We start from the raw sequence: 6784 nt of genomic DNA, 5'->3' as shown, positions 1-6784 counted from the left end.
CCGGCCGGCGCGCGCCGACCGCAGGCGCGGCAGCTACGGGCTCATGGTCCCCGAGGTGCTCACCGTCCGCGCCATGGTGCTGTCCGTCGTGGTGCTCCTCGCCGTGGTGCTCCTGCTGCCGACCGTGCGCGCCGTGGTGACGCAGCAGGCCGAGTTGCGTGACCTACGTTCCGAGCTGAGCGAGCAGCAGGAGCAGAAGGCCGAGCTGGAGACGGAGCTCGCCCGCTGGGACGACCGCTCCTACGTCATCGAGCAGGCGCGGTCGCGACTGCGCTTCGTCATGCCCGGGGACAAGGTGTGGCGGCCGCTCGACACCGACTCGGTCGAGCAGGAGGCGCCACGGCCCGGCGTCGTGGAGCCGTCCCCGGGCGCCTCCGACGACGACGCGCCCTGGTACACGAACGTGTGGGACTCCGTGCGGATCGCCGACGGCGAGTAGGCCGCACGGCGCCACCCGCGCTCTGGGAGACAATGGGGTGGTGAACACCGCGACTGACACCGTGTCCGACGACGACCTGCGCGTCCTGGCCGAGCAGCTCGGCCGCGAACCGCGCGGCGTCGTGGGGATCGCGGCGCGCTGCGTGTGCGGCCGTCCGACGGTGGCGCGCACCGCGCCCCGCCTGCCCGACGGCACCCCCTTCCCGACGGTCTTCTACCTGACGCACCCCGGTGCGGTGGCCGCCGCCTCGACGCTGGAGGCCAACGGCGTCATGAGGGAGATGACGGCGCGGCTCGAGACCGACGAGGAGCTTGCAGCGGCCTACCGCGCGGCGCACGAGCACTACCTGGCGCAGCGCGAGGCGATCGGGCACGTGGACGAGATCGACGGAATCTCCGCGGGCGGCATGCCGACGCGCGTCAAGTGCCTGCACGTCCTGTTCGCGCACGCGCTCGCCGCCGGCCCCGGCGTGAACCCGCTGGGTGACGAGGCGCTCGCGATGGCCAGGGACACCTGGCGCCCGGACCGCTGCACCTGCTGAGAACTGCGTCCCCGCGCCTCGTGCCCTCGAGATCTCCGGGCGTGAGGTTTCTCGCGAACCGGCACGTCCGACGCCGCGCGGCCGGACCGCCTGGGAGAATCCTCGCGTGACTTCCTCTCGCGTGGCCGCGGTCGACTGCGGCACCAACTCGATCCGCCTGCTGGTCGCGGACGTCGACGCCGCCGGAAACCTCACTGAGCTCGACCGCCGCATGGAGGTGGTGCGGCTGGGCCAGGGCGTCGACCGCACCGGCGAGCTCGCGCCCGAGGCGCTGGAGCGCACCCTCGCGGCGACCCGGCAGTACGCGACGGCCGTCGAGGCCGCCGGTGTGCAGCGCGTGCGGTTCGTCGCGACGTCCGCCACCCGGGACGCGCGCAACCGTGACGCCTTCTTCGACGGTGTCCGGGACGCGCTCGGCGTCGACGTCGAGGTGATCAGCGGGCACGAGGAGGCCGAGCTCTCGTTCCGCGGCGCCACCAGCGGCGTCGCCGGGGCGCACGCCGCGCCGTACCTCGTGGTCGACCTCGGCGGCGGCTCCACCGAGCTGGTCCTCGGCACCGACGCGGTGGACGCGAGCATCTCGATGGACGTCGGCTCGGTGCGGATGACGGAGCGGCACCTGCACAGCGACCCGCCGTCGGCTGCCGAGATCGAGGCGGCCCGCGCGGACGTCCGGGCCCACCTGGACGACGCCGTCCGCGCGGTGCCGCTGGGGAGCACGACCACGCTGGTGGGACTGGCCGGGTCGATCACGACCGTGACAGCGCACGCCCTTGGCCTGACCGAGTACCAGCGCGAGCGCGTGCACGGGGCCCGGCTGCCCGTGGAGACCGTGCTCGCCTCCTGCGCCGCGCTGCTCGCGGCACCGCGGGCCGAGCGCACGGCGATGGGCTTCCTGCACCCGGGGCGGGTCGACGTGATCGCGGCCGGGGCGCTCGTGTGGTCCGAGGTGATCCAGCGCGCCGTGGCCGACGTGCGGGCCGCGGGCGGCGCGCTGACCCACGTGGTGACGAGCGAGCACGACATCCTGGACGGGATCGCGCTGTCGATGGGCTGACCTTCTCCTGGGCGGAATTCCGGTAGTCGGGAACTCCCGTCCCAAGTGGTCCGTTGACCGGGCACGATACGCAGCGAAGCGGCGTGGTGGGCGTCACGCACCCGCCGCTCTTTGCCATGTGAAGAAACACGCTTAGGGCGCGGTACCCTGGGAATCATGCCTCAGAACGACCTGACCTCGGTCAGCCATGCTTCCGACCCGGCGACGCCGCGCCCGCGGAAGGTGCCGCGCATCGTCGTGCTCGGCGGCGGGTCCGTCGGCCTGTACGTGGCGCGCCGTCTGCGAAAGAAGCTGAAGAAGCGCGAAGCGGCCATCGTCGTCGTCGACCCGCGCCCGTACATGACGTACGCGCCCTTCCTGCCCGAGGCGGGTGCGGGCTCCATCGACGCCCGCGACGTCGTCGCGCCGCACCGCAAGGCCCTCAAGGGCATCGACGTGCTGCAGGGCAAGGTCACCACGATCGAGCACGGCCGCAAGGCCGTGAAGATCCAGCCGGAGGAGGGCGACGAGTACGAGGTCACCTACGACCAGCTGGTCGTCGGCCTGGGTTCGGTCTCGCGCACGCTGCCCATCCCGGGCCTGGCGGAGAACGCGATCGGCTTCAAGAACGTGGAGGAGGCCATCGCGGTCCGCAACCACGTCATCAACCGCATGGACGTCGCGTCCTCCACCTGGGACGCCGACCTGCGCAAGCGGATGCTCACGTTCACCTTCGTGGGCGGCGGGTTCGCCGGCATCGAGGCGCTCGCCGAGATCGAGGACATGGCGCGCTACGCGACGCGGCAGTACAACACGATCGAGGCTTCCGACCTGCGGTTCGTCATGATCGAGGGCGCGGGCCGCATCCTGCCCGAGGTCACGGAGCCGATGGGCGAGTACGCCCTCGCCGAGCTCAAGAAGCGCGGCATCGAGTTCCACCTCAACACGTTCCTCTCCTCCTGCGTGGACGGGCACGTCGTCACGTCGACCGGCGTCGAGTTCGACACCGAGACCATCGTGTGGACCGCGGGCGTCAAGGCGAACCCGGTCATCAAGGAGGCGTCGGACCTCCCGTTCGACAAGCTGGGCCGTGTCATCGTTCTCCCCACCCTGCAGGTGGCCACGGAGGACGGCGAGATCGTCGAGGGCGCCTGGGCCGCAGGCGACTGCGCCGCCGTGCCGGACGTGCTCAACCCCGGCAAGTTCTGCCCGCCGAACGCACAGCACGCGATCCGCGAGGCCGTGCGCCTGGCCGACAACATCGTGGCGCTCTACAAGGAGCGGCCCGCCGTCGAGTACAACCACAAGAACGTCGGTGTGGTCGCCTCGCTGGGCCTCTACAAGGGTGTCGCCGAGCTGTTCGGCTTCGTCAAGCTGCGCGGGTTCCCGGCCTGGGTGGCCCACCGCGGCTACCACGTCATGGCGATGCCGACCGGTAACCGCAAGGCCCGCATCCTGGTCGGCTGGATCGGCCAGTTCCTGATGGGCCGTGAGCTGGTCTCGCTCGGCTCGCTGCACGACCCGCGCCAGGAGTTCCGCAACGCCTCCGTGCCGCCCAAGCCGGTCGGCGAGAAGATCGAGCAGAAGGCGGAGTCGTCCGCCGAGCGCGCCGAGTCGGGCTCCAAGGCCTGACCCTCGCTCCGCCGGCCACCTGTGGGGCCGGCTGACCCGTGGCTGACGTGAGTTCGGTCGGTTGCTTTGAGATCGGTCCTTTGATTGACCGATCTCAAAGCAACCGACCGAACTCGCCGTCGAGCCTGGGCAACGGATGAGCCTGGGCAGCGGACCGAACTCAGCCGGTCAGAACTCCCGAGAGGCGATTGCCGCTCGGTAGTCTCTGGGGTGCGCCCCCATAGCCCAACTGGCAGAGGCAGCCGGCTTAAACCCGGCACAGTCCCGGTTCGAACCCGGGTGGGGGCACGACCAGGCTGGGCCGGCGGCCGCTCCGGGGGGCTCAGGAGGTGCCGGCGAGGAGCTCCGCCAGATGGCGGCCCGTCAGTGACGCCTCGTGCCGCGCCAGGTCAGCCGGTGTGCCCTCGAAGACCACGCGGCCGCCGTCGTGCCCGCCGCCTGGACCCATGTCGATCACCCAGTCGGCCCGTGCGACGACCGACAGGTTGTGCTCCACGACGATCACCGACCGGCCGGAGTCGACGAGGCGGTCCAGCAGGCCGGCCAGGTTGTCGACGTCCTGCATGTGCAGTCCCGCGGTGGGCTCGTCGAGCACGAACGTCGGGGTGTCGCCGCCCATCTCGATGGCCAGCTTGAGCCGCTGACGTTCCCCGCCGGAGAGGGTGTTGAGGTGCTGGCCGAGCGAGATGTAGCCCAGCCCGACGTCGGAGAGCCGGGACAGCATGGGCAGCACCGTCTTCTCCGTGAAGAACCCCAGCGCCTCCTCGACGGACATGGCCAGCGCGTCGGCGATGTTCTTGCCGCGCAGGGTGTAGCCGAGCACCTCGTCGGTGAACCGCTTGCCCTCGCACGCCTCGCACACGCTGGCGACGCCCGCCATGAAGGCCAGGTCGGTGTAGATGAGACCCACGCCCTTGCACTCCGGGCACGCACCCGCCGAGTTGGCGCTGAACAGCGCCGGCTTGACCCCGTTGGCGCGGGCGTACTGCTTGCGGATGGGCTCCAGGATCCCGGTGTACGTGGCCGGGTTGGACCGCCGCGACCCGCGGATCGCGGACTGGTCGACGAACGTGACGCCGTCGCGCGGCAGACAGCCGTGGATGAGCGAACTCTTGCCCGACCCGGCCACGCCGGTCACCGCGACCAGCACGCCGAGCGGCACCTCGACCGTGACGTCCTGGAGGTTGTGCAGGTTCGCGTGCTCGATCCGCAGGGCCCCGGTCGGCGTACGGGGCGTCGCCTTGACCGTCACCGCCTGGTCCAGGTGCTTGCCGGTCGCGGTCCCGGACGTTCGCAGGCCCGCGACATCGCCCTGGTAGACCACGGTGCCGCCGTGGGTGCCGGCGCCCGGGCCCATGTCGATCAGGTGGTCCGCCGCCGCCATGACCTCGGGCTTGTGCTCCACGACGAGCACCGTGTTGCCCTTGTCCCGCAGCCGCTGGAGCAGGATGTTCATCTGCCGCACGTCGTGCGGGTGCAGCCCGATGGTCGGTTCGTCGAACACGTAGGTCAGGTCCGTCAGGGCCGAGCCCATGTGCCGCACCATCTTGGTGCGCTGCGCCTCGCCGCCCGACAGCGACGACGACTCGCGGTCCAGCGACAGGTACCCGAGCCCGATCTGCTCGAACGTGGCGAGCAGGTCGTTGAGCCCGTCGAGGATCGGCTGGACGTGCGGGTCGGCCAGGTCGCGCACCAGCTCGGCCAGGTCGGTGAGCTGCATCGCCGCGGCCTCGCCGATGTGCTTGCCCTTGACCAGCGACGACCTGGCCCGGTCGTTGAGCCGGGTGCCGCCGCACTCGGGGCAGGACGTGAACGTGGCCAGCCGGTCGACGGCCGCCCGCATCGCGCCCTTCATCGACTCGACGTCCTTGACCAGGTACAGACGGGTGATCTTCGGGACCAGGGACTCGTACGTGACGTTGATGCCGCCCGAGACGATCTTGCGCTCTTCGCCGTGCATCAGGTCGTGCCACTCGGCGTCGGTGTAGTCCTTGAGCGGCTTGTCGACGTCGAAGAAGCCGGAGTCGGCGTAGACCTTCCAGTACCAGGTGCCCACCCCGAAGTTGGGGAACGTGATGGCCCCCTCCCTGAGGGACTTGCTCCGGTCCACCAGCGCCTCGGTGTCGATCGCGGAGACGCGGCCCAGCCCCTCGCAGTTGCCGCACATGCCTTGCGGGTCGTTGAAGGAGAAGAGGTTCGACCCGCCGATGTGCGGCGTGCCGAGCCGCGACCAGATGACGCGCAGCATCGTGTAGGCGTCGGTGGCCGTGCCGACGGTCGAGCGCGCGTTCGCGCCCATCGGCTCCTGGTCCACGACGATGGCGGCTGACAGGTTCGACAGCGTGTCGACGTCAGGACGCGGGCGTGAGGGCATGAAGCCCTGGAGGAACGCCGAGTAGGTCTCGTCGATCAGCCGCCGGGACTCGGCGGCGACCGTGCCGAACACCAGCGAGCTCTTGCCCGAGCCCGAGACCCCGGTGAACACCGTGAGCTTGCGCTTGGGGATGTCGACAGAGACGTCCTGCAGGTTGTTCTCGCGGGCTCCGCGCACCTCGATAGATCCGAACACCACTGTCCTCTCCTGGTCGGTGGTCCCATGGTGCCAGGAGCCACTGACACGCACCCGGCCTTGACCGCCCCGGCCTTCGCCTCCCCCGTCCGGGTTGCGCGTTACGCCAGCAGCAGATGCCGGAACGACCCGGGACGTCCGTGGGGTTGGGTAGCGTGACGGGTACCAACGGCGGGAGTGGGCACATGGCGATGATCTCGATAGGTACAGCGAGCCCTGCCGGGCTCGGCACCACGAACGAGGGCGCACCGGGAGCCCGGTCCGGCACGCTGGAGCACACCCGCGAACCGCTGCTGCGCGATCTCGTCGGCGGCATCCTCCGGCGGGCGCGACGCGAGCAGCGCCGCACCCTGGCCGACGTCGCCGCGGACGCCCGGGTCTCGACGGCCTACCTGTCCGAGGTGGAGCGGGGGCGCAAGGAGGCCTCCTCCGAGGTGCTCGCCGCCGTGTGCGAGGCACTCGGCATGCGGCTGGTCGACCTCGTCGAACGTGCGTGGGCCGATCTCGCCATCGCCCTCGCCGAGCAGGAGGAGGGCCGCCGGGTCCGCGTCCTGTCGTCCGCGGCCC

At 70.9% G+C, this 6784-nt stretch carries 6 protein-coding genes and 1 tRNA gene; 6 read left to right on the top strand and 1 reads right to left on the bottom strand.

Annotated elements, in window-relative coordinates:
* The 5 genes from PROKR_RS17440 to PROKR_RS17420 all read left to right on the top strand — a co-directional run.
* Nucleotides 1–439 (top strand): FtsB family cell division protein (locus PROKR_RS17440; protein WP_245605864.1); only part of this gene is annotated, 439 nt, incomplete at its 5' end.
* Nucleotides 440–479: 40 nt separating this feature from the next.
* Nucleotides 480–980 (top strand): DUF501 domain-containing protein, encoded by a 501-nt coding sequence (locus tag PROKR_RS17435; RefSeq protein ID WP_036965199.1) that lies wholly within the window; start codon nt 480–482, stop codon nt 978–980.
* A 106-nt stretch (nt 981–1086) separates the two neighbouring features.
* Nucleotides 1087–2037: a Ppx/GppA phosphatase family protein gene (locus PROKR_RS17430; RefSeq protein ID WP_036965087.1), complete on the top strand. Its 951-nt coding sequence runs from the start codon at nt 1087–1089 to the stop codon at nt 2035–2037.
* Between the two features lie 156 nt (nt 2038–2193).
* Nucleotides 2194–3648 (top strand): NAD(P)/FAD-dependent oxidoreductase, encoded by a 1455-nt coding sequence (locus PROKR_RS17425; protein WP_036965085.1) that lies wholly within the window; start codon nt 2194–2196, stop codon nt 3646–3648.
* 214 nt (nt 3649–3862) lie between these two features.
* Nucleotides 3863–3936 (top strand) — tRNA-Leu (locus tag PROKR_RS17420).
* Nucleotides 3937–3970: 34 nt separating this feature from the next.
* Here PROKR_RS17420 and PROKR_RS17415 read toward each other — a convergent pair.
* Nucleotides 3971–6220 (bottom strand): excinuclease ABC subunit UvrA, encoded by a 2250-nt coding sequence (locus tag PROKR_RS17415; RefSeq protein WP_036965082.1) that lies wholly within the window; start codon nt 6218–6220, stop codon nt 3971–3973.
* 182 nt (nt 6221–6402) lie between these two features.
* Here PROKR_RS17415 and PROKR_RS31645 point away from each other — a divergent pair.
* The coding region (locus tag PROKR_RS31645) for a helix-turn-helix domain-containing protein (protein ID WP_084800505.1) at nt 6403–6784 on the top strand (382 nt) is incomplete at its 3' end.

This window comes from Promicromonospora kroppenstedtii DSM 19349, assembly GCF_000515355.1.
Lineage (GTDB): Bacteria > Actinomycetota > Actinomycetes > Actinomycetales > Cellulomonadaceae > Promicromonospora > Promicromonospora kroppenstedtii.
Note: the sequence above shows the minus strand (reverse complement) of the source record. Positions and strands in the feature narration are given on the sequence as shown.